Source organism: Enterococcus sp. AZ009 (assembly GCF_050548785.1).
Lineage (GTDB): Bacteria > Bacillota > Bacilli > Lactobacillales > Enterococcaceae > Enterococcus_D > Enterococcus_D entomosocium.
The window spans coordinates 2,068,013-2,091,411 of the sequence record NZ_CP172960.1 but is presented as its reverse complement, the minus strand read 5'-3'; the positions used below and the strand labels follow the sequence as shown (position 1 = coordinate 2,091,411).

General features: G+C 42.1%; 25 protein-coding genes. 24 read left to right on the top strand and 1 reads right to left on the bottom strand.

What is annotated here, in order from left to right:
- The first annotated feature begins 1 nt into the window (after position 1).
- The 13 genes from coaD to coaE all read left to right on the top strand — a co-directional run bounded on the left by coaD (position 2) and on the right by coaE (position 13,089).
- The gene (coaD, locus tag IGJ74_RS10110) at positions 2-496 is read left to right on the top strand and encodes a pantetheine-phosphate adenylyltransferase (protein ID WP_005231326.1); all 495 of its coding nucleotides are present in this window, start codon (positions 2-4) and stop codon (positions 494-496) included.
- Positions 486-1,538 carry a SepM family pheromone-processing serine protease gene (locus IGJ74_RS10105; RefSeq protein ID WP_008380096.1) on the top strand — a complete coding sequence of 351 codons (1,053 nt, stop codon included), beginning with the start codon at positions 486-488 and terminating at the stop codon, positions 1,536-1,538. Before coaD ends, IGJ74_RS10105 begins: the two co-directional genes overlap by 11 nt.
- Positions 1,539-1,631: 93 nt before the next feature.
- A complete protein-coding gene (locus IGJ74_RS10100) occupies positions 1,632-2,045 on the top strand; it encodes a DUF1149 family protein (RefSeq protein WP_008380094.1) in 414 nt (137 codons plus the stop codon).
- Positions 2,046-2,067: 22 nt separating this feature from the next.
- Positions 2,068-2,439 carry a VOC family protein gene (locus IGJ74_RS10095; protein WP_005235761.1) on the top strand — a complete coding sequence of 124 codons (372 nt, stop codon included), beginning with the start codon at positions 2,068-2,070 and terminating at the stop codon, positions 2,437-2,439.
- A gap of 164 nt (positions 2,440-2,603) precedes the next feature.
- Positions 2,604-3,338, top strand: a complete 735-nt coding sequence (locus tag IGJ74_RS10090) for a metallophosphoesterase family protein (RefSeq protein WP_034878541.1) — start codon at positions 2,604-2,606, stop codon at positions 3,336-3,338.
- Between the two features lie 135 nt (positions 3,339-3,473).
- Positions 3,474-5,660, top strand: coding sequence for a Tex family protein (locus tag IGJ74_RS10085; protein ID WP_087664095.1), 2,187 nt, complete (start codon positions 3,474-3,476; stop codon positions 5,658-5,660).
- Positions 5,657-6,121 (top strand): SprT family protein, encoded by a 465-nt coding sequence (locus tag IGJ74_RS10080; RefSeq protein ID WP_005235765.1) that lies wholly within the window; start codon positions 5,657-5,659, stop codon positions 6,119-6,121. Before IGJ74_RS10085 ends, IGJ74_RS10080 begins: the two co-directional genes overlap by 4 nt.
- A gap of 114 nt (positions 6,122-6,235) precedes the next feature.
- Positions 6,236-7,570, top strand: a complete 1,335-nt coding sequence (murC, locus tag IGJ74_RS10075) for a UDP-N-acetylmuramate--L-alanine ligase (protein ID WP_005235767.1) — start codon at positions 6,236-6,238, stop codon at positions 7,568-7,570.
- A 141-nt stretch (positions 7,571-7,711) separates the two neighbouring features.
- Positions 7,712-8,185: a MaoC family dehydratase gene (locus tag IGJ74_RS10070; protein ID WP_005235769.1), complete on the top strand. Its 474-nt coding sequence runs from the start codon at positions 7,712-7,714 to the stop codon at positions 8,183-8,185.
- Positions 8,178-8,870 carry a Bax inhibitor-1/YccA family protein gene (locus IGJ74_RS10065; protein ID WP_087664096.1) on the top strand — a complete coding sequence of 231 codons (693 nt, stop codon included), beginning with the start codon at positions 8,178-8,180 and terminating at the stop codon, positions 8,868-8,870. Before IGJ74_RS10070 ends, IGJ74_RS10065 begins: the two co-directional genes overlap by 8 nt.
- Positions 8,871-8,995: 125 nt before the next feature.
- Positions 8,996-11,641, top strand: coding sequence for a DNA polymerase I (polA, locus tag IGJ74_RS10060; RefSeq protein WP_086299407.1), 2,646 nt, complete (start codon positions 8,996-8,998; stop codon positions 11,639-11,641).
- A gap of 15 nt (positions 11,642-11,656) precedes the next feature.
- Positions 11,657-12,499, top strand: coding sequence for a DNA-formamidopyrimidine glycosylase (mutM, locus tag IGJ74_RS10055; protein WP_087664097.1), 843 nt, complete (start codon positions 11,657-11,659; stop codon positions 12,497-12,499).
- Entirely contained in the window at positions 12,496-13,089 is a 594-nt protein-coding gene (coaE, locus tag IGJ74_RS10050) for a dephospho-CoA kinase (protein ID WP_086299408.1), read from the top strand. Before mutM ends, coaE begins: the two co-directional genes overlap by 4 nt.
- 174 nt (positions 13,090-13,263) lie before the next feature.
- On the opposite strand, the gene IGJ74_RS10045 is transcribed toward coaE, so the two are convergent.
- Positions 13,264-14,043: an ABC transporter ATP-binding protein gene (locus tag IGJ74_RS10045; protein ID WP_087664098.1), complete on the bottom strand. Its 780-nt coding sequence runs from the start codon at positions 14,041-14,043 to the stop codon at positions 13,264-13,266.
- A gap of 177 nt (positions 14,044-14,220) precedes the next feature.
- On the opposite strand from IGJ74_RS10045, the gene IGJ74_RS10040 reads away from it, so the two are divergent.
- From IGJ74_RS10040 to IGJ74_RS09990, 11 genes are all read left to right on the top strand, one after another.
- On the top strand, positions 14,221-14,550 hold the full coding sequence (locus IGJ74_RS10040; protein ID WP_008380072.1) for a hypothetical protein: 330 nt from the start codon (positions 14,221-14,223) through the stop codon (positions 14,548-14,550).
- 246 nt (positions 14,551-14,796) lie between these two features.
- The gene (locus tag IGJ74_RS10035; RefSeq protein ID WP_086299410.1) at positions 14,797-15,438 is read left to right on the top strand and encodes a FusB/FusC family EF-G-binding protein; all 642 of its coding nucleotides are present in this window, start codon (positions 14,797-14,799) and stop codon (positions 15,436-15,438) included.
- A gap of 203 nt (positions 15,439-15,641) precedes the next feature.
- Positions 15,642-16,112, top strand: a complete 471-nt coding sequence (nrdR, locus tag IGJ74_RS10030; protein ID WP_005226004.1) for a transcriptional regulator NrdR — start codon at positions 15,642-15,644, stop codon at positions 16,110-16,112.
- A gap of 13 nt (positions 16,113-16,125) precedes the next feature.
- Positions 16,126-17,502, top strand: a complete 1,377-nt coding sequence (locus IGJ74_RS10025) for a replication initiation and membrane attachment family protein (RefSeq protein ID WP_087664101.1) — start codon at positions 16,126-16,128, stop codon at positions 17,500-17,502.
- Positions 17,502-18,434: a primosomal protein DnaI gene (gene dnaI / locus IGJ74_RS10020; RefSeq protein ID WP_016611842.1), complete on the top strand. Its 933-nt coding sequence runs from the start codon at positions 17,502-17,504 to the stop codon at positions 18,432-18,434. Before IGJ74_RS10025 ends, dnaI begins: the two co-directional genes overlap by 1 nt.
- 23 nt (positions 18,435-18,457) lie before the next feature.
- A complete protein-coding gene (locus tag IGJ74_RS10015) occupies positions 18,458-18,916 on the top strand; it encodes a hypothetical protein (RefSeq protein WP_016620078.1) in 459 nt (152 codons plus the stop codon).
- A gap of 95 nt (positions 18,917-19,011) precedes the next feature.
- Positions 19,012-19,707, top strand: coding sequence for a tRNA (adenine(22)-N(1))-methyltransferase (locus tag IGJ74_RS10010; protein WP_034872664.1), 696 nt, complete (start codon positions 19,012-19,014; stop codon positions 19,705-19,707).
- Positions 19,704-20,822, top strand: a complete 1,119-nt coding sequence (locus tag IGJ74_RS10005) for a Nif3-like dinuclear metal center hexameric protein (protein ID WP_278251911.1) — start codon at positions 19,704-19,706, stop codon at positions 20,820-20,822. Before IGJ74_RS10010 ends, IGJ74_RS10005 begins: the two co-directional genes overlap by 4 nt.
- Positions 20,823-20,833: 11 nt before the next feature.
- Entirely contained in the window at positions 20,834-22,066 is a 1,233-nt protein-coding gene (gene pepT / locus IGJ74_RS10000; protein ID WP_218193068.1) for a peptidase T, read from the top strand.
- A 101-nt stretch (positions 22,067-22,167) separates the two neighbouring features.
- A complete protein-coding gene (locus IGJ74_RS09995) occupies positions 22,168-23,076 on the top strand; it encodes a diacylglycerol/lipid kinase family protein (protein WP_008380060.1) in 909 nt (302 codons plus the stop codon).
- Positions 23,077-23,109: 33 nt separating this feature from the next.
- Positions 23,110-23,382 (top strand): DUF1294 domain-containing protein, encoded by a 273-nt coding sequence (locus IGJ74_RS09990; protein ID WP_005235800.1) that lies wholly within the window; start codon positions 23,110-23,112, stop codon positions 23,380-23,382.
- Positions 23,383-23,399: the final 17 nt, after the last annotated feature.

Below are 23,399 nucleotides of genomic sequence, written 5' to 3'. Positions count from 1 at the left end.
CGTGAAAAAGATTGCTTTATTTCCAGGGAGTTTTGACCCATTGACGTCCGGTCATGTTGACCTGATCGAGCGAGGAGCCACGCTTTTTGATGAACTGATCGTGGGTGTTTTTACAAATACCAATAAAAAAAGTTTTTTTACGAGTGAAGAAAAAGTTCATTTGATCGAAGAAGCCCTCGCCCATATTCCTAACGTCAAGATTCTGGCACAAGAAACGGAGCTGACGGTTACGATCGCAAAAAAACTAGGTGCTCAGTTTCTGCTAAGAGGCATTCGTAGTGTGAAAGACTATGAATATGAGCGGGACATCATGGAGATGAACCATCACCTAGAACCCTCATTAGAGACCGTTTTTCTTTTAGCAGACGCAAAACACAGTTTCATCAGTTCCAGTTTGTTGAAAGAAATCTTGACCTTTAACGGCGATGTTGCCGAATATTTACCTCAAAATATCTACGATGCTATAGTAAAGAAGCGTGATACCAATGAATCTTAAATCAACGATCAAATATTTCCTCCTGTTTGTTTTAGCGCTAATCATCGCCGCTTGTGCCTTTTTGCCGATTCCCTATTATATCGAGCAACCAGGAGCAACGATCGATTTAAAAGAGCTGATTACCGTCAATCAAAAAGAAGACACATCAGCCGGCTCCTTTTCTTTGACCAGTGTTGGAATTCGACAAGCTACCGTGTTCACAGCGATTGGAACGAAATTCAATGAATTCCAAGACTTGATCAGTGAGGAAGAACTTTTAGGCGGTGCGACAGATGAGGAGTACAACCGCATTCAACGCTACTATATGGAATCCTCGCAAAATAGTGCGATTGAGCAAGCATTAAAGCTGGCAGACTTACCTTATGAAATGACCTATAAAGGGGTCTATGTCATGGGGATCGATCCAAATTCCAGCTTTGCTGGGAAAATATCCGTTGGAGATACCGTCACCGCAGTCAATGGTAAAGAATTTAAAAGCAGTCAAGATTTTATCGACTACGTCCAAAGTCAAACCATTGGTGATGAAATCACCGTGACTTACTTGCAAGATGGCGAAGAAAAAGAAGCAACGGGCAAACTAATTGAACTGGAGAGCAATCAAAAAGCCGGTATTGGCATCTCCCTCGTCGATCATACAGAGATCACTTCTGATGAAGAGATCGTGATCGATTCTGGCAATATCGGAGGACCTTCCGCTGGTTTGATGTTCACCCTTGAAATCTATGAACAGTTGACCGGAGATAACCTACGTAAAGGTCACAACATAGCTGGGACAGGAACGATTTCAGCTGACGGAACCGTTGGTCGAATCGGTGGGATCGATAAAAAAGTAGCGAGTGCCAGTGAAAGTGGTGCAGAAATCTTCTTTGCCCCAGATGATGAAATCACTGACGAAGAGCGTGAAATAGATCCTTCCATCAAAACAAATTATGAAGAGGCAGTAGCAGCAGCGAAAAAGTTAGACACGGATATGAAAATCGTTCCGATCGCCAATGTCCAAGATGCCTTGGATTATCTAGCAACACTAAAAGAAGCAAATTAAAACGGCACTCGCCGTTTTTTTTTATTGTCTAAAGAATACAGTAGGCTCAAAGAAAAGGTTATGCTATACTTTTAGATAAGGAGTGTGAATCTAGTGGAATTAAAAAGACAACAACCGATCGTTGAAGCATATCATTTCGATATGAAACCGAAAGACAAAGAAATGGAAACCAAATTGAATGTCGGCTTTGCGCCGTTAAAAGTCAAAGATGAAGAATATATGGAAAAAAACAGTATTATTGGCGCCCGGCTAGAATTTCAATTAGTGTTCCCTGATTATGTTTTGTCAGGACGTGTCGGACAGGTCAATCATATTTTGAATCGTAAAGTCAATTCTGGAGAAGATCTAACAAAAGCTGAAACTGATCGTTTGGTTGAGCCATTGTTTGATATCGTCAAACGCCTGACGTATGAGGTGACAGAAATCGTGACCGACAAACCAGGACTCCAACTGAACTTCAATACCAACTCGAACCCCACACAAGAATCGACCGAAGAAGAAAAATAAGTTGAAATAGGAGGGATTTCCATTGTTTTCCAACCAAATGCAAGTGATGCTCTACGTTGATGATGTGACGAAAGCTGTCGAATTTTGGCAAGAATTAGGCTTTGTGATCATTGAACAGCAAACGATCGATGGAACATCCGTCGTCGAAATCGCTCCTTCAAAAGAGGCAGAGGTTCATTTTGTCTTATATGACCGTGAGTTCATCGAAACGCACTCACCTGAAGTCGCATTAAATTCCCCATCGATCATGTTTTTTGCTGAGGATATTACAGCTCTCTATAAAAAACTTTTAGAGATGGAAGCAGAAGTCGGCGAATTGATTCAGATGGAAGAACAGCTGGTTTTCAATTTTGCCGATCCGGATGGCAATTATTTTGCTGTTTCAGGAAAATAGGTTTTACCGATCGTAATCAATCATTCGTCTTTATGAACCCGACTCTATGCTGTCGAACCGTTCAAGACGAATGATTGTTTTTTGATTTTAATGCAAGACATTTTGCAGCCAAAGGGCTAAAATTGATAATAAGAGACTCAATTGCCTTTAAGGAGGGAATGACTATGCAAAACTATCTTTATGCAATCAGTGATATTCATGGAATGGCCGATCTTTTTAAAAGTCTTCTTGCGGAATATGATCCGAAAATCCATCAGTTGCTTTTGATTGGTGATCTAAATGACCGAGGACCAAAGTCCAAAGAGTGTTTAATGCTCGGAAAGAAATTAGTTGAAGAACATCAAGCGATTTATTTACGTGGCAATCACGAAGAGTATTTTCTGCAATTTCTAAATGCCCCAGAGGATTGGTTCGCCGCCTACGTACGCAATGGCGGCAAAGAAACGATTGAAAGTCTTTTACATTCAGGAGCTACTGAAGAGTATTCGCCAACGGAAATTGCCTTGATGATCCGAAGTAGATATGGAGACTTAATAGAGTTTTTGATGGAGCGGCCGCTTTATTACGAATGGGGGAAGTATCTTTTTGTCCATGCGGGCGTGGATTTAAGTAAAAAAGATTGGCGGAAGACCGCCGACCACGATTTTATCTGGATTCGCGAGCCATTTCATAAAGGAAAAAACCGTACAGGAAAAACGATCGTTTTTGGTCATACCATCACGCCAATGCTGCATGGAGATATGCAGACGACGGATCTTTGGCAACAAGACGACAAAATCGGCATCGATGGCGGGGCAGTATTTGGTGGATCGGTGCATGGCGTGATTTTTGATGACAAAGGGGTCCTTCAGGATATCGAATATCAAAATTTAGCAGGACCTTGGCAACCAGACTTTTAAAAGTCTTTTCTAAAAAGAGAAAAGCAGCCATTACAAGAGCCCCGAAGCAATGTTCCTTTCGTGCCTTCTTGTTTCCTCAATGGCTGACTTTTTTATGTTAAAATAGCAAAAGCAACAAAGGAAAGGTGAGAACGAATGGCAGAAATGAATCAAGAGGTACTTGATTTAGTGAAACAAGAACTAACCTCTTTTACCCAAAAACAAATCAGTACGGTGTTACAATTATTGCAAGAAGGAAATACCGTTCCGTTTATTGCCCGCTACCGTAAAGAAATGACGAATGGACTTGACGAAGTTCAAATTCGAGAAATCGAAGAGCGGTATCAGTACTTAGAAAACCTAGAGAAACGCAAGCAAGAAGTTTTGCGCTTGATAGAAGAACAAGAAAAGCTAACGCCTGAACTATCACAGGCGATTTTAGCTGCGACAAAAATGCAGGCCGTCGAAGACCTGTATCGTCCTTATAAACAAAAACGACGCACCAAAGCGACGATCGCCAAAGAAAATGGCTTGGAACCATTTGCTCAGTGGCTGTTAAGCTTCTCAAAAATAGGTGACGTACAAGAAAAAGCGACCGAATTTATGAGTGATGCTGTTCCTACTGTAGAAGATGTCTTGGCTGGCGCCCATGAGATCATTGCAGAAGTCATTGGTGATACTGCAGAATTTCGAAGTTGGATTCGGAGCTATTATTCTAACAAAGGACTGTATAAGAGCACGGTCAAAAATGCTGAAAAAGATGAAAAAGGCGTTTATGAAATGTATTACGATTTCCAACATCCTATCAATAAGATGGTTTCCCACCGGGTTTTAGCCACCAATCGTGGAGAAAAAGAAGACATTTTGAAGGTAACGCTTGTGGCAGATGAAGAAAAAATCATGGAGTACCTACGTCGGAAATTGATCACAAATAGTGATTCACCCGCAGCCAGTTTTGTCCAAACTGCTGCTGCTGACGCCTTGAAACGTTTTATCTTACCAGCGATCGAACGAGAGATCCGCAATGAGTTGACAGAAAAAGCCGACGAACAAGCAATTGCGATTTTTGGAGAAAATCTTCGCAATCTGCTGCTGCAGCCTCCGTTGAAGGGGAAAGTCGTTTTAGGGTTTGATCCAGCGTATCGAACGGGCTGTAAATTGGCCGTCGTTGATGAGACAGGAAAAGTATTAGCGATCGAAGTGATCTATCCCCATAAACCGGCGCCGATGAATAAACGAGAAGCGGCTGGACCAGCGTTTCGTCGCTTATTGCAAACCTATAAAGTTGAAATGGTCGCAATCGGTAATGGGACGGCGAGTCGAGAGTCAGAGCAATTCGTCGCTGAACAATTAAAATTGATCGATCAAGAGGTATATTATGTGATCGTGAATGAGGCAGGCGCTTCTGTTTATTCGGCCAGTCCGATCGCCCGGCATGAATTCCCTGATCTGCAAGTGGAAGAACGAAGTGCCATCAGTATTGGTCGCCGTCTCCAAGATCCCTTGGCAGAATTAGTTAAAATCGATCCACAATCGGTGGGCGTCGGGCAATACCAACATGACGTTTCGCAAAAGCGCTTAGCCGAACAATTGGATTTTGTCGTGGAAACGGTCGTCAACCAAGTAGGCGTTGATGTCAATACCGCAAGTGCGGCACTTTTACAGCACGTGGCGGGCTTAAATAAAACGACTGCCCAAAATATCGTGACCTATCGAGAAGAAAACGGGGTATTTACGCAGCGCAATCAACTGAAAAAAGTCCCTCGCTTAGGGCCAAAGGCCTATGAACAGGCGATCGGTTTTATGCGGATTCCTGGCGGAAAAGTCATTTTGGACAATACCGGGATTCATCCAGAAAGTTATGACACTGCCAAAGAAATTTTGGCGCTCGCGGATATTTCTCTAGCGGAGCTTGGGAAAGAACAATCTGAAGAAAATAAAGTGAAGTTGGCGCAAATGCGTCCAGCAGAACTTTCTGCTAAATTGTCTGTCGGGAAAGAAACCATCACAGATATCTTAAAAGCGTTAATGCAGCCAGGACGTGATATGCGGGATGAAATGCCAGCCCCATTATTGCGCAAAGATGTGTTGAGTATGGAGGATCTAAAACCGGGAATGGAATTGAAAGGAACTGTTCGAAATGTGATCGACTTTGGTGCTTTCGTCGATATCGGTGTCAAACAAGATGGACTGGTTCATTTGTCGAAGCTGAGCCGTTCGTTTGTAAAACATCCGAAAGACGTTGTTTCCGTTGGTGACGTCGTAACCGTTTGGATCGAGCAAGTAGATGTCAAAAAAGGCCGTATCAGTTTAACAATGGTCGATCCAGGAAATGCTAAATGACCCAACAAGAATTGCAGCGTTTGGTGGAAGAGCTTTCGCTGTCTGTTTTCAATAAACCATTTACGCATCGAGCGGTATTTAATTCTCGCTTAAAAACAACCGGTGGCCGTTACCATCTAAGTGATCACCACTTGGATTTCAATCCAGTGATGCTTACTGAACACGGGATGGAGGTTTTTATCGGCATTATCAAGCATGAATTATGTCACTATCATTTGCATTTAGCAGGTCTTGGTCATCGTCACCAAGATCCTGCTTTTAAAGCATTGCTGGCAAAAACGGGAGGCCTGCGGTATGCACCTCCTGCCATAAGAACAGCTAAGCATTGCTATCGATGTCAAAATTGTGGCTGCGAGATTCGGCGGCAGCGGCGTGTGGATATCAAAAAATTTGTTTGTGGAAAATGTCGCGGACGTTTGCTAGAAATAGGAAATGATGAGAAAAGTCAAGTCGAAAAATAAAACTCGTTGCTATTTTTTTCATTTTGTATGATAATGTAGGTCGTGTGACAACCTGATATTTGTCAATACACGCGTTTTTTTACGACGCGGATTTGAGAAAAGAGGATTATAATAATGGAAAATCAAAACAAAATACATCATTTTGTTGGAATCAAAGGTTCCGGTATGAGTTCATTGGCTTTGATTCTGCACGAAAAAGGCTACCAAGTACAAGGCTCTGATGTGGAAGAATATTTCTTCACTCAACGTGATCTAGAAAAAGCAGCAATCAAATTGTTGCCTTTCGATAAAGCAAACATTCAACCAGAAATGGTCATTATCCAAGGGAATGCTTTCCCTGACACCCACGAAGAAATCATACGGGCCAAAGAACTTGGTTTAGAAGTCACTCGTTATCATGACTTTATTGGCCAATTCATTCAGCCCTATACGAGTATTGCTGTGACTGGTTCTCACGGAAAAACCAGTACGACAGGATTGCTTTCGCATGTCTTAAGCGGCATCCGGCCAACAAGTTTCTTGATTGGCGATGGTACCGGTCATGGAGAGCCCGATGCGGAATTCTTCTCGTTTGAAGCTTGTGAATACCGCCGTCATTTCTTAGCTTATTCACCGGACTATGCAATTATGACCAACATCGATTTTGATCATCCGGACTATTTCCACTCGATTGACGATGTCTTCTCAGCCTTTCAATCGATGGCAAGTCAAGTAAAAAAAGGCATTTTTGCTTTTGGTGATGACGAGTACCTGCGTAAACTTGAAGCAGATGTCCCGATCTACTATTACGGCGTCAACGATAACGACGATGTTCAAGCAAAAAACATTGAACGCACCACCCAAGGTTCAGAGTTCGACGTCTTTATCCATGGTGAAAATATTGGCCATTTTGTCTTGCCAGCGTTTGGTCAACACAACATCAACAACGCACTCAGTGTGATCGCTGTGGCTTACAAAGAAGGATTGGACATGAAAGAAGTTGCCGCTGAGATGCTCTCATTCCCTGGAGTGAAACGTCGCTTCAGCGAAAAAATCGTAGCGGATATGACGATCGTAGACGACTACGCCCATCATCCTGCAGAAATCAAAGCAACGATTGATGGCGCTCGTCAAAAATATCCGGATAAAGAGATTATTGCTGTCTTCCAACCTCATACCTTTACCCGTACGATCGCTTTAATGGATGAATTTGCGGAAGCGTTAGATCTTGCAGACCATGTCTATCTATGTGATATTTTTGGATCTGCTCGTGAATCCCGAGGGGATGTTAAAATTGAAGATCTGGGCAATAAAATTCAAAGAGGCGGAACTGTGATCAAAGAAGAGAACGTTTCTCCGCTACTAGATCATCAAAATGCTGTCGTGATTTTTATGGGAGCAGGCGATGTGCAAAAATTTGAAACAGCCTATGAAAAACTACTAAGCAATACAACTCGTAACGTATTGTAATCAAAGACTCTTGTGGCGTGTTTGCTGCAAGAGTTTTTTACATCTGAAGTTTTTGCAAAAGCAGCACCGCGAACTTGCACTTTTGTCGGCATCTGATAGAATATACTCAGATGAAACTATTCTTTTTGGAGGAATTAAATTTTGAATATAGGAAAACCGCGAAAAATAGGGAAAAGTATTGAAGATATCGAGGAAGGCGATTCGTTATCCTTAACAGAATCGATCGAAGACAATCAACTGTTGTTATATTTAGGACTTACTAATGATGCAAACCCTTTGTATATTCAACATGACTACACGCAAAATACTGAGTATCAGCGTCCAATCGTCCCATCCATCATGTTGATGGGGATCATCACCAGTGCCGTATCGAAACATTTGCCTGGTCCTGGCTCTCATGTAGTCAATTTTTCGGTGAACTTTATTGAACCTGTATATCATTATGAAACATTGACCTTTGAATTCGAAGTGATCAAAGTGGATAAAATGAAAGACGTGGTAACTATTTCGGTTGAAGCGATCAACACAGAAGATCATCGTATTTTAGATGCTGTGGTCATGGTCCAGCCGCCAAAAGCAGTAGCAGTAAATGAGGAGGAACAACAAGATGAATAATTTAAACAATGAAACCGTCCAAGCTCAAGGCTTAAATCGCTTTTATTCAAAAGTGTATTTATTCTTCGGCGTTGGGCTTGCGATCAGTGCGATCTCGGCCTATATTTTTGGGGAAGTCTTCAAAGCGCAAACCCTGCAATTTATCAACAATTTTCCGCTAGGATTTACCGGTCTTTGGATCTTACAGATCATTTTAGTCATTGTATTAGGTGTGAAGGCGCAGAAAAATCCGTCCTTGACCGTTGCTGGCTTTTTAGTCTATTCGCTCTTGAATGGATTGACCTTGTCTGTGACATTGATGATCTATGACTTTGGATCGATCGTGGGGGCATTTGTTTCAGCAGCCGTCACTTTTGGTGTCATGTCAGCATTTGGGATCATGACCAAACGTGATCTAAGTGTGGTTGGTCGTATCGGCTATGGTCTGTTGATCGGGATCATCATCTCAACGCTCTTGAATGTATTTATTTTACGCAGTCAACCGGTTGACTTTTTCTTATCGATCGTGACCGTCTTTGTCTTTATGGGAATCACCGCTTATGACAATCAGCAAATCCGCAATGTATACTTCGCAACGAATGGTGGCGCAAATACAGGAGTGGCCGTTTTCATGGCATTACAACTGTATTTAGACTTCATCAACTTATTCCTAGCGTTATTGCGAATCTTTGGCAAAAACAACTAAAAAAAGTGCGAGGAAACTCGCCTTTTTTTTTGTATAAAATGAGAGAGAAAACAAAGCAATTCATCGCTTTTGTGCCCGTTCTTTGATAGAATAAAGAGGAACTTTTTGAGAAAAGGAGTAATCAAATGCCAAAAAATAAATTACTACTCGTTGATGGGAATAGTGTGGCTTTTCGCGCGTTTTTTGCGTTGCATAATTCATTAGAACGGTTTAAAAATGCCAACGGGCTGCACACAAATGCCATCTATGCGTTTCATACTATGTTTGAAAATGTGATGGCAAAAGAACAGCCAACACATGTTTTAGTGGCTTTTGATGCTGGAAAAACCACCTTCAGGACAGCGATGTATGAAGATTATAAAGGTGGGCGTTCAAAAACCCCTGGGGAATTTAAAGAACAAATGCCTTACATTCGCGAATTGATCAACGCGTTAGGTGTTCAATACTACGAATTAGATAACTATGAAGCCGATGATATCATTGGCACATTGGCAAATAAAGTCGATAAAGAGCTATTTGATGTCGTCGTTTTATCTGGCGATCGCGATTTGACCCAGCTGGCAACGGAGCACGTGAAAGTTGACATTACGGTCAAAGGCGTTAGCGAAATTGAAAGTTATACGCCCGCTCATGTGGCTGAAAAATATGACGGCCTAACACCCTTACAAATCATCGACATGAAAGGACTAGCTGGCGATGCTTCCGATAATATTCCCGGCGTCACCAAAATTGGTGAGAAGACAGCCATTAAGCTTTTAAAGGAATATGGCTCCGTTGAGGGAATCTATGAACACATCGATGAAATGAAAAAAAGCAAGATGAAAGAAAACTTGATCAATGACCGTGAGATCGCCTTTCTTTCAAAACAATTAGCAACCATCGATGTGGATGCGCCCATTGAGGTCGATGTCGACAAACTGAAATATGAAGGCAAAGATTTAGAGAAATTGGTGCCATTCTACCAAGAAATGAACTTTAATAGCTTCTTAGATAAGCTGCAAATTACAGCTGAACCAGTTGAGATGGAAGACATTTTGTTTTCGGTCGTTGAAGAAGTAACGGAAGATATGTTCCAGGGAGACACAGCATTGTATGTCGAGATGATGGGGGATAACTATCATTTGGAAGACATTGTCGGTGTTGCTTGGGGCAATCAAGAAAAAATTTATGTCAGCAATCGTGAAGAATTGTTTGAAAGTCCAGCCTTTACCGATTGGTTAAAAGACGAGAAACGTAAAAAATTCGTCTATGATGCCAAACGCACGTACGTGGCGTTAAACCGGTACACGACAGCACCAAAGGGAATCGCTTTTGATGTTTTATTGGCAGCTTATCTTTTAGACACGAATGATACGAATAATGACATCGCAGGTGTTGCTGCTCACTATGGCTATGATGCGATCCAATCGGATGAAGCGATTTATGGAAAAGGAGCGAAAAAAGGGCTGCCGGCGGATGAGGAAGACTTCTTTGCTCATTTAGCCCGTAAAGTAGCGGCGATTACAAACCTAACACCAAAACTTACGGAAGAATTGGCAGCAAAAAATCAAACAGCGCTCTTTGAAGAAATGGAACTGCCTTTATCAATGATTTTAGCTGAGATGGAGATTACCGGCATCAAAGTTGATGCGTCTCGCTTGCATCAGATGAAGGGCGAATTTGCACAACGGTTGCATGAAATTGAAGAAAAAATCTACGCCGAAGCTGGAGAAACCTTCAACTTAAACTCGCCGAAACAACTGGGTGTGATTTTATTTGAAAAAATGGGCTTACCAGTTATCAAAAAAACCAAAACTGGCTATTCGACCGCAGTCGATGTGTTAGAACAACTAAAAGAGCAAGCACCAATCGTTGAAGACATTTTGACTTATCGTCAAATCGCTAAGATCCAATCAACCTATGTAGAAGGCTTATTAAAAGTGATCCAAGGAGATGGCAAAGTCCATACGCGATATGTACAAACCTTGACCCAAACTGGTCGTTTAAGTTCTGTCGATCCAAACTTACAAAACATTCCGATTCGTTTAGAAGAAGGTCGAAAGATCCGCGAAGCCTTTGTGCCACGAGAAGCTGATTGGGTTATCTATTCTTCTGACTACTCTCAAATCGAATTGCGGGTGTTGGCACATATTTCAGATGATACCCATTTGAAAGAAGCCTTTATCGAAGGTCAAGATATCCATTCAAGCACAGCGATGCGAGTCTTTGGTATCGAAAAAGCAGAAGATGTGACACCAAATATGCGTCGTCAAGCCAAAGCGGTCAACTTCGGTATCGTTTATGGTATTTCTGATTATGGATTATCACAGAATCTAGGAATCACCAGAAAAGCCGCCCAACAATACATCGATACGTATTTTGAAAAATATCCTGGTGTGAAAACGTATATGGAGGATGTGGTTCGTGAGGCGAAGGACAAAGGGTACGTTGAAACCTTGTATCATCGCCGTCGTTACTTACCTGATATTAATTCTCGCAATTTCAATATTCGAACTTTTGCTGAAAGAACCGCCATCAATACACCGATTCAAGGAAGTGCGGCGGATATCTTAAAAATTGCCATGATCGATCTGGCGAAACGTTTGAAAGAAGAAAAATTAGCAGCAACGATGCTGCTGCAAGTACACGATGAACTAGTCTTTGAAGTACCTGAATCTGAATTGCCTCGTCTTGACGCTTTAGTGAAAGAAGTGATGGAGCAAGCCGTTGCATTGCATGTCCCTTTACTGACAGACAGCAATTGGGGCAAAACATGGTACGATGCAAAATAAATGAGGTGAACAGAGGTGCCGGAATTACCAGAAGTTGAAACGGTCCGCAAAGGACTTGAAAAACTTGTTTTAAATAAAACGATCGAATCGGTCGAGATCCTTTGGCCGCGAATCATCGAAAGTCCTGAAGTGCCGATCTTTTCGGCACTGTTGAAAGGGCAACGTTTTGAAAAATTTGAACGACGTGGAAAATTTTTGATTTTTAAATTGACAGATTATGATCTGATCTCTCATCTACGAATGGAAGGCAAGTACGAGTATTTTGAGTCAGACCCGATTGTCGATAAACATACACATGTCATTTTCCATTTTACAGATGGCAGTCAGTTAAATTACCATGATGTAAGAAAATTTGGTCGTATGACCTTAGTGGATAAAGACCAAAGCGCAGCCTATAAAGGGATCATGCAATTAGGTCCTGAACCTAAGCCTGAATTGTTTTTATTAGAAGCATTTGAACAAGGATTGAAGCGTTCGAAAAAAGCCATCAAACCGTTATTGCTTGACCAAAAGCTCGTTACTGGTTTGGGCAATATTTATGTAGATGAGACGCTGTGGCAAGCAAAAATCCATCCAGAGCAACCAGCGGATTCATTAATGCCAACTGAAGTAGATGTGCTGCATGAAGCAATCATCGATGTCTTAGAGCGAGCTGTTGAAGCAGGAGGAACTACCATTCGGACCTATCTCAATGCACTAGGAGAAGCCGGGAAATTCCAAATGTCATTAAATGTCTATGGCCAGACAGGCAATCCTTGTGGCCGATGTGGCACACCAATCGTCAAGATCAAAGTTGCCCAACGGGGGACGCATTTTTGTCCTCAGTGTCAAAAACTGCATGTGAGGTCCAACAAATGAGTTTTGTTTTAGGCGTCACTGGGGGAATTGCCACTGGAAAAAGTACTGCAGTCGCGCATTTTCGATCACTGGGTTTACCGATTATTGATGCCGATATCATCGCAAGAGAAGTCGTTGAACCGAATACGGAGGGCTTGCAGGCGGTGACGCAAGCCTTTGGTCCGCAGATTTTGACCGATGATGGGCACCTAGATCGACAAACCCTCGGTGCTTTGATTTTTAACGATCCAGAAAAACGCCGCATGCTGAATCAGACGTTATCTCCTTTTATTCGACAAGAGATTTTGTCTCAGATCGAAGAAAAAAAACAGGAAGTGCCCTTGTTGATCGTTGACATTCCTTTGCTTTATGAAGCCGACTACGACCAATACATGGATCAAACCGCAGTCGTTTATGTGCCAGAAGCGATTCAAAAAGAGCGGTTGATGGCACGTAATCAATTGAATGAGCAAGACGCGCAACAACGAATCGACAGTCAGCTTTCAATTGAGAAAAAGAAACAACGGGCCGATATTGTCTTTGATAATCAAGGAACGATCGCCCAACTCAATCAGCAGATCGATGATTGGCTCGCATCTATAAATAAATAGGTAAAGCAGCAGGTTCCCTTTCACTAAAGGGAACCTGCTATTTTATCTTTCAATAGCAAACCTAGCCCTATCATTTCCAAAAACAACTGGCGCTGAAACATGTCGGAAACTGTTTGGTTTGGAAAGTAAGACGATCGTTTATGAATGGTTAAATATCAAAGTACCAGCCCTGATTTATTTTGGGGTCACGATCACGCGATTGCTGGAAAAGGGGTGAAGAACGATCGGCTGATCATAAAAAGAGGTGAGAACCTCCTCAGTAAAAATCGTCTCTCGTTGACCAGCGGCGTGGACTTTGCCGTTTTTTAACATCAGCAAATGAGTGAAAATCGGTAGTAGCTCTTCTGTATGATGGGTAACGTAAAGAAGAGTCGGCGTATTCGGCAGTTGTGAAAAAGCCTCCAGACGGGTTAGCAGTTCTTCTCGCGCAAATAGATCAAGGCCCGTACAAGGTTCGTCCAAAATCAGGATCTCTGGTTGTGCCATCATGGCCCGTGCGATCATGACAAATTGTTTTTCTCCTTGAGAAAGGACGTGATAGGAACGATGGATCAAATGCGACAAACCTAAGTCAGTCAAAAGCGCTTTTGCTTGGATCAGCTGCTCTTCTTCATAGGACTCATAAAGACCAATACTGGAATAAAGCCCCGAAAGAACGATCTCTTCGGCAAGATCGCGACCATAAAACTTGCTTTGCAGCGCTGAACTGACCCAACCAATGCGCCGTTGAAGATCGGGCACAGACGTTTTTCCGTAACGCTCACCTAAGACCGTTCGTTGACCAGAAGAAGGCCATAAACTTCCCGTGATCATTTGGAGTAATAAACTTTTGCCAGCACCATTCAGACCTAAAATCACCCAATGCTCATTTTTTTTCACTTGCCAATTGATCGCTTTTAATAAATAGTTCTTGTCGCGAACGAATGAAACCTGTTGGAAATCGAGGATTGTCATCTATTGTCGAACCTTAAACAGGTTCTTCACCTCCAGTTGTAAGAATATTCAGAAAATAATCGCTCATATTATAGCATAAAGAAAAACATTTTGCTGACTGTTTGGTATCGCATTCATATCTTTTGTCAGAATTCAGAATGCTTGTTATGATGAAACTATACAGGAGGGATGATAACTATGGGTACTTTTAAAGACGAAAAAGATGTGATCGTTGGCAAGGCTAAAGAAAAAATCGGTGAGTGGACCAATAATGAAGAACTTGCCCATTCTGGGAAAGAACAAGCACACGAAGGTCAGATCAAGAAAGAGCACGATCAAAAAAGAGTCAATGAATTAGAAGATCAAAATGACGAGCGCGATGCCCGCAATGATCGAACTACCCCAGAAAATGTCAGCAGTGAAGAATTGTTGCGAGCTGAAAATCCTGATGCCAATAAAATTTCTTCTGCCGATCGTCGAGATGCAGACCAGCTGAAGCATTATACTGGAATTGAAGATAAATTATAACTGAACACGGATGCCTTCGTCTTCTAGACGAGGCATTTTTTTGTTAACCAGAGTGGATGAAGAGTCAAGAGACTACTACTCAGTTGACAATTGCTCAACATCTCATTATAATCCATTAAGATCGCATAGAGAGAAGCAAAGAAATTGGGAGGTGGTCATCAAATGCTTATTTATGCATTGTGTACGACTGTCAAGAAAGTAGAACAGCCGCAATAGGAAACGGAAAATTAGAAAGAAGGCTTTTTTATGATCGAACCTTACCAATTTCATTCAATTAAACATCAAGTATACCAATTAGTTCGAACCTATCAATCGGTGAATGATCCTCGAACGATCAAAACGGTTGAAACGATGACCAAAGACGCCATAGAAAAGTTTTTTCCTGAAGAAGAAACAGCACCACGTGAAATTTTAGCTGCTTTCTTTCAACAGGGCATGACGATCAGTCGCAGCAATGAGCTGTTAACAGAACTCAAAGAGTACGTCCGACCCTTTCAGGTGCCGACAACAAAACAAATTGAAAAAATGTTTCGGAAAGTAAAAAAACTGAAAATACCTGATTTTGCTTCCGTTGATTTAAAAGAGACCACTTATCTTGCTTGGGATGATATCGGTAGTCAAAGCAAGTTTATGATCATAGCCACTGAGCAGGGATTTACAGGACTTCACGGTCATGTGTCAACCGAGGTCAAAAAAGGGATCTGTCCCTTGTGCCAGCATGAAGGAAATGTGTCGATGTTTCTTTCTTTGACCAAGAGCAACGGCGATGGAACATATACGAAACGCGGGAATTATATTTGCCGTGATAGCCAAAGGTGCAATCAGCAGTTGGAACAGCCAGCAAATTTGCATGATTTTGTTTCTTTGCTGCAAATGAAAGATAAATAACGAAATGAAACGGCAGAAATCTTTCTGCCGTTTTTTCTCATTGAAAAAAACAACAGTTATAGCATTATTTAAATTTTGTATTAAATGAACAGAATAAACCACTTTGGCTATTGTACCAATGGATTTCATGTTATAATTAATCATAGAAACCGATGACTTTACGTGAAAACGTAAGCGCATAAGAGAGAAAATGAGGTGGAACTATGCAATGTCCAAAATGTCATCATAACAATTCGAGGGTAGTTGATAGTCGACAAGCCGATGATGGACGTGTGATTCGCCGTCGTCGTGAGTGCGAAAATTGCGGCTATCGCTTTACAACATTTGAACGTATCGAAGAGGCACCCCTACTTGTCATTAAAAAAAATGGTGCCCGTGAAGAATTCAACCGAGAGAAAATTTTACGGGGCTTGATTCGTTCTGCTGAAAAACGACCAGTGACAATGGATCAGATGGAAACAATCGTCGATCATGTGGAAAGTCGTGTCCGTGCTCTTGGTGAAAATGAAATATCTACGACACAAATTGGTGAGTATGTGATGGAAGATCTAGTTGATTTAGACGAGATCGCTTATATCCGTTTTGCCAGTGTATACCGCCAGTTTAAAGACATGTCAGTTTTCTTAAAAGAACTACAAGACATCGTCGAAAAAGCGAAAGAACCACAAGAATAGAGGGGGACAACAAGTGGGCAATAGTTTACCGAATCAATCGTACAAAGTGTTCAAAAGCCGTCCACTTACAACGGAAGGGAAAGACGCCCTCATTTATTTGTATCAACCAATTATTGAAAGTGATGCTTTAGCGTTGTATTTGACACTAGCAAGCGATGTCCAAGCCCAAAGCATTTCTGGCGAGGAGTCGATGACGACCGTGCATCTAGATATCTTGAATGCCATGAATGTCGGAATGCCTCGCTTCATAAAAGCCAAGCAAAACCTAGAAGGTATCGGCTTGCTGAAATCATATGAAAAAGCAGATTTGCAAAACGGATCCTCCTATCTGTATTGGCTGCAAGAACCGGTTCATCCGGCAGCGTTTTTTCAAGATGAATTGTATACCTATCTTTTGTTGGAAAGAGTCGGGGAGCGTAAATTTAATCAGCTGGTCAAGCTGTATCAACCAAAGCAATGTTCTTTAACCGATTATCAGGAAGTGACCCAATCCTTCTCAGTTGCCTATGGGTTAAATACCGCTCGTTTCGCCTCTCATGAAGAAACGTTACAGGCAGTCAGTAATTCTTTTCAAGAATCCAATGCAAACTTGGTGCTTGACGAAAAGCAGTTAGATTGGGACTTTCTTTTATATGAAGCGCAACGTCGGTATATCCGTGCCGCTAATTTCACGCCGAGTTTTCGACAAAAGTTAGTTCTATATCATTCCTTATACGGCTATGATGTGTTGGAATTGTTGGATTTGATGGCGGACAATGTTTCTTTGACAACAGGCGAGGTCGATCAGAAGAAGTTGGAACAAGCGATCATGAAAAAATCGCGGCAGACCTTCACGAAAACATCGACAAGAGAAGATCCTCAAGCAGAAAGCCAGTTGCGGCGCTTCAATACATTGAAGCAGAATGGTTTTTCGGAAAATGATGTATTATTGATTCAAGAAAGTGAAAATAATGCGCCGATCGCCTTTCTAAAAGCGATCAAAGCGGAGAAAAACAGTTTTATGACCGATTCAGAACAATGGTTGATCAAAAGCCTTGTCGAACGATCACCATTGCCGAATAGTGTGATCAATGTTCTGGTTCATTACGTTTTAGTAGTCCAAAACAATGCCGCTTTATCCGGAAATTATGTAAATAATATTGCCGCCCAGTGGTCAGAATTAAAAATCGGTACGGCAGAAGATGCGATCAAGCATGTTCGGAGCCTTGTTCGAAGTGCCAAGGAAAAACGCAGCCGACCACAAACAAGCGGCAAAAAAATCATTCGCGAAGAAAAGCTGCCTTCTTGGGCTGAAAAACCAGTGGAAGAGACAGCATTAACGCCAGAGCGACAAGCAGAATTAGATAAAAAACTGCAAAACTACTTGCATAAGAAAGCTGGTGACAAGTAATGGAAGATGTTGGAAAAAACTTAGGGAAATTATTGGATAAACGCAATTACCGTGATCAGTTTTCATCAATGATGGCAGAAGTTTTGCAAGATCCTGATGTCAAAGCGTTTATTGCCGAAAATGAAGAAGCATTGACCGAAGCGGATATTCAAAAAAGCTATGCGAAACTGTATGAGTTCGTTCAAGAAAAGCGGAAATTCCGCATCAATGATCCATCCATGATCGCACCGGGCTATGAACCACGCTTAGCGTTAAATTTTCATTTTATTGATGTCACTTATGTGCCAACCAAAGAGTTACTGGCTTACCAGAAACAAGAAGAGATCCGCAGTCGCATCAAAGCGATGGATATGCCTAAAGATATTCAAGAAGCGAGCTTTGCAGATTATCAGCAAACGCCTGGACGAATGGAGGCTATCGCAGCCGCCGTTGATTTTATTAGTGAGTTGACAGCGAATCCGCAAGAATTTCATAAAGGCCTTTACTTTGTAGGAAGTTTTGGGATTGGCAAGACTTACCTGCTTGGAGCAATCGCCAGAGATTTAGCAGAGGCGGGGTATACAACGACACTTGTCCACTTTCCAACATTTGCGGTAGAGATGAAACAAGCAATCGGCAAAGATCAAGTGGGGGACAAGCTGAATGCAGTGAAAAAAGCCCCAATTTTGATGATGGATGATATCGGTGCTGATGCGATGAGCAGCTGGATTCGCGACGAAGTCTTCGGTGTCATATTGCAATACCGCATGCAAGAACAACTGCCGACCTTTTTTACTTCGAATTTTACTATGCATGAGTTAGAACAGCATCTTTCGGTGACGCAACGAGGTGAATCCGAACCATTAAAAGCCAAGCGCATTATGGAACGTATCCGTTATTTGACACAAGAAATTCAAATGACTGGTAAAAACCGACGAAATGATGGCCAATAACTGACTATTACTGGAGGAAGAAGATGATGACAAAACAGGTAATAATAGGATTATCCTTTGCAGCAATGCTGCTTTTAACAGCTTGCGGCAATCAGGGAAACAGCGCTGCAAATGGGGAGACTGGAACTTCTGAAACTAGCGAGCAGACCAGTTCCGTATCAAATAGTACATCAGAAACGGAAACAGCCGCAATTTTTACTGGTGTTATCCAAGAAGATGCGATAGCAGGATCGGATGATACCTTTTCACTCTTTTTGAAAGAGGTGGCGGCAGTGGAAGATGACGATCAAGTCGTCCAAAGTTTTCAAAATGATGGGGTCATCCTACATGTCCCAGTCGAGGCTTATTCAGGAGATCTGGAGGAATTGACGGAAGGTGCTACCGTCCAGGTGACGTTGCAAGGCATACCGATCATGACGATGTCGATCCCGCCGCAAATTCCGGGCAACTCGATCCAAAAGGTTGAATTAGTGGAAGATTAATGCAATGTGCGCCTTGGCAATGGCACCACAGTCAAGACGCACATTTTTTTCTATTTTTGGAAAGCGTGATATACTACGAGAGAAGGAGTGACAATATGAACGAACATGCATTATCGGATCGTTTGGCTTGTGTGGGCGCACAAATTCCCGACCAAGCACGTTTCGCCGACATCGGTTCCGACCATGCTTACTTGCCTGTTGCATTGATGCTGCAGAACAAAATCTCTTATGCTGTAGCTGGAGAAGTTGTTCAAGGACCTTATGATTCTGCCAGCAAACAAGTGCGTAAGAACGGGTTAGCTGATAAAATCGTGGTTCGCTTGGCAGATGGACTGGACGCGATTCAACCTGAAGACAACATCGACACCGTTGTCATTGCTGGAATGGGCGGCACACTGATACGTTCGATTTTAGAAGAAGGTAGCCGGAAAAATCGCTTAGCGGGAGTCAAACGCTTGGTCTTACAACCGAATGTTGGGGAACGGACTTTGCGAGAATGGCTCGTTAGCAACAACTTTATAATCATTCATGAAGTACTTTTAGAAGAAAACGACAAAAACTATGAAATTATCGTTGCGGAAACTGGAAAAACGACGTATACGTCCCAGCAATTATTTTTTGGTCCTTTTTTATTAAAAGAAAAAAATCCAGTTTTCCTTAAAAAATGGCAACATGAATTAAAGCAACGACAACGCGTCATTAAAGAGTTAGAGAAAGCCAAAGAACCACCTGCTGAAAAAATCAATGAATTAAAGGATCAGATCGAATGGATCAAGGAGGTGTTGGCATGATTTCTGGTCAAGAATTTATCAAACGCTTTGAAGCATACTGCCCTTTATGGTTGGCAGAAGAAGGCGATCCTGTTGGTCTGCATGTTGGTACATTAAACAAACCCCTCGAGCGAGTCATGATGACTCTTGATGTACGTCCAGAAGTGGTTGCAGAAGCCATCGAGAAAAAGATCGACTTGATCATTGCCAAACACCCACCGATCTTTCGGCCTTTGAACCGCTTGCTGACAGATGATCCACAACAAAAGATGCTAATGGATCTCGTCAAGCATGATATTGCCGTTTACGCCGCCCACACCAATATGGATATTATTGAAGATGGTTTGAACGATTGGTTTTGTGAACTATTAGAAGTTGAACCCGACACGTATTTGAAGCAAACTCATCAAGTAAAAATGAAGAAGCTAGCTGTTTTTACCCCTGTTGAATCGGCACCAGCGTTACGAAAGGCATTAGGTAAAGCAGGTGCTGGTCAGCAAGGCAATTACCAAAATACCAGCTATTCCTTGATTGGCACCGGTCGCTTTACGCCACAGCAAGCGGCACATCCTGCCATTGGTGAGATCGGAAAAGAAGAACAGGTGCAAGAAGCGAAGATCGAAGTCATTTTTCCAGAAACGATCGAGAAAAAGGTGCTTTCGGCAATGATCGCTGCTCATCCTTACGAAGAGCCAGCTTATGATCTGTATGCCTTAGACAATTTGCCGAGAACCTATGGAATCGGACGGGTTGGCAACCTCGCTGAGCCTCTTTCCCTTGATCAGTTTGTCGAACGTGTCAAAGAGCGCTTTGGTTTGACTGCTTTACGCCTCGTCAGCTTTCCTGGTGCACCTGAAAAAATTCAGCGAATCGCCATTTGCGGCGGCAGTGGCCAATCGTTTTATTCGGATGCCTTACGCCATCAAGCGGATGTGTACATCACTGGCGATATCAGTTATCATTTCGCCCATGACATGCAAGCCAATGGGTTGATTGGGATCGATCCAGGGCACAACATCGAAAAGGAATGTATTCCTCGTTTTATTGAGAAATTCAACCAGTGGAAAGCAGAAGAGAACTGGGCTGTGACCTTTGTTCCTTCCACCACTTCAACAAATCCATTTGACTATAGATAGGAGAATCTTTTATGTACGAAAATTTATTGCCTCGCTTTTTGAATTATGTAAAAACAGAAACTCGCTCTGATGCGACAAGCACGACAACACCTTCTACCCAAACCCAGGTCGCGTTTGCCAAAGAACTGCAAAAAGAACTTGAAGAATTAGGATTAAGCGATGTTCATTACAATGAATCAAATGGTTTTGTGATCGCAACATTACCAAGTAACGTGGATCATGACGTACGCTCCATCGGTTTTATCGCCCATATGGATACCGCCGATTTTAATGCAGAGAATGTTGATCCGCAGATCATCGAAAATTACGATGGCGAATCAACCATTAAATTAGATAAAGAAGGAAAATACACATTAAACACAAAAGATTTTCCGAATTTAAAAAATTATGTTGAGGAAACCTTGATCACTACTGATGGTACTACTTTATTAGGTTCTGATGATAAGTCAGGTATTGCAGAAATCATGACAGCCATGGAAATTTTACTTAAAAACCCAACGATCAAACATGGGGAAATCAAAGTCGCATTTGGCCCTGATGAAGAAATTGGGGTTGGTGCAGATAAATTCGATGTTGAAGATTTCAATGTTGATTTTGCGTATACAATGGATGGCGGTCCAGTAGGAGAATTGCAATACGAGACCTTTAATGCGGCGCAAGCTGAAATTACGATCCAAGGAAAAAATGTCCACCCAGGAACTGCTAAAGACACCATGATCAACGCTTTGCAACTAGCAGTCGATTTTCAAAATGCGCTACCGGCTGATGAAGTTCCTGAGAAAACCGAAGGGACAGAAGGGTTCTTCCATTTGATGAGTCTCAACGGCTCAGTAGAAGAAGCGAAAACGGCATACATTATTCGAGACCATGACCGGACCCGTTTTGAAGAAAGAAAAGCACAATTATTAGCGGTTCAAGAAAGCTTGAATGCCCGCTTTGATGAACCGAGAGTACACGTTCATCTATATGATCAATACTACAACATGAAAGAAATCATCGAAAAAGATATGAGTATCATTGATCTAGCAAAAGATGCGATGGAAGCAGTGGGAATCACTCCGATAACAGAACCTGTTCGTGGTGGAACCGATGGCTCGAAAATCTCCTATTTAGGGATTCCAACACCGAATATCTTTGCTGGTGGAGAAAATATGCACGGACGTTATGAGTTCGTCTCACTACAATCAATGATGAAAGCGACCGATGTGATTGTGAAAATCGCCGAACTGAATGCTCAAGCATAAACGTTGATTTTTGATTTGTTGGAATAAATGAAAAACTCTTGGGCTGGGAACTCTTCACGCAGGTCTTGCGTAAGACCCGGCCTTTTTAGGATGTGAATAGGATGAAAATTCTCGTTTTATACAATGATACAGCCGGGAAAAGTGAAGCAAAAGAAACAGCAGAAAAATTCCAAGCCTATGTGAAAGAACAAGGCGAAGAGCATCAAGCGTTCTTGCAGGCCTCAAATCCAGACGTGGATCCCAAAGACGTTCGAGAGGCTGCCGAAAAACACGCAGTCGATACGATTGTGATCATCGGTGGAGATGGGACGATCCATCATGGATTGCAAACCTTTAAAGAAAAGTTAGATGAGTTGAAGGTCGGCATCATTCCTGGTGGAACCGTAAATAATTTTGCCAGAATGTTGGGGATACCGGTGAAGCCCGAAGAGGCCTTCGAGACGATCTTAACGGGGGTTGAGCGATCGATCGACTACGGGACGGTCAATGATCAAGTCATGATCTCGACCATGACCATTGGTCTTCTGGCAGATACCGCCGCAGCCACTTCCCAAGAAGAAAAACAGCAATATGGGCCGTTAGCGTTTATGAAACGGTTCATTCATCTGTTGATCAAAAAGAAACAATACAAATTAGAAGTCATTGCTGACGAACGGAAATGGCAGGGGAAAACTCAATTACTGACGATCGTCATGTCGAATTCAGCAGGTGGGTTTAAGAACTTCGATGAAGAAGCAAAGCCTGATGACGGATTGTTTCATATCATTCTTTTGCCAAAACTGAATATTTTACGATTTATTTTGTATTTACCAAGAATTATTCGTGGTAGAATTGCCAAAGTACCAAGTGTTGAATATTTCACTGCCGCAAAGGTCTCAATAAAGGCCAAAGAAAAAACGGTTCATACTCGAACCGATGGCGACCCAACGGATGATCTACCGATTGAGATGAAAGTTATCAAACATGGTTTGACGATGCTGGTACCTGAAGAAGCACAAGAATCAAAATAATGATCCCTACGATCAATCATATGGAGGAAATGGATGAATGCACTGATTTACAATCCATTGTGGTTTTATTTAATTGCAGTCAATCTTTATCTTTTCTGTCTGATGGGGTATGATAAATATCAGGCAGTGAAACAAGGTTGGCGGGTTCCCGAAGCAAATCTCCTTTTTATGGGGGCGATTGGCGGAGGATTAGGCGGTTTAATTGCGCAACGCGTATTTCGCCACAAAACAAGAAAGAAGAAGTTTCACCTCTTTTTTGCTTTTGGCACCGTTTTTGCTATCCTGCTGATGGTCTTTTTTGCATAAATTCGGTATAACAAGCA